The sequence below is a fragment of the Rhodococcus sp. T2V genome (assembly GCF_029269925.1).
Lineage (GTDB): Bacteria > Actinomycetota > Actinomycetes > Mycobacteriales > Mycobacteriaceae > Rhodococcus_F > Rhodococcus_F koreensis.
Genome location: NZ_JARJBD010000401.1, coordinates 1 through 480, shown reverse-complemented (window position 1 = coordinate 480; position 480 = coordinate 1). Strand labels below are relative to the sequence as shown.

Sequence of the window (480 nt, the reverse complement as noted above, 5' to 3'; positions counted from 1 at the left end):
CGCACCTGCGGGAATTGTTCGACACCGACCCGAACCGCGGCACCGACCTTGCCCTTACCGCCGCTGATCTCTACATCGACTACAGCAAGCACCGCGTCACCCGCGAAACCCTCGGGCTCCTCCTGGATCTGGCCCGGGCGGCGGGTGTGGAGGAACGCCGGGACGCGATGTTCGCGGGTGCACACATCAATACCTCCGAAGACCGCGCGGTGCTGCACACTGCGTTGCGGATGCCGCCCGAGGGTGAGCTGATCGTGGACGGGCAGAACGTGATCGCGGAGGTGCACGCGGTGCTCCGTCGGATGGGCGAGTTCACCGACCGGGTGCGGTCCGGGGAGTGGCGCGGCGCGACCGGCAAACGCATCGACACCGTAGTGAACATCGGCATCGGGGGTTCGGACCTGGGGCCGGCGATGGTGTGCCGAGCGTTGCGGCACTACGCGGACGGCCCCGATGTGCGGTTCGTGTCGAACATCGACC

General features: G+C 67.9%; 1 pseudogene. It reads left to right on the top strand.

Annotated elements, in window-relative coordinates:
* Window positions 1-480 (top strand): annotated as a pseudogene (locus tag P3H15_RS56040) (glucose-6-phosphate isomerase); the annotation flags it as partial.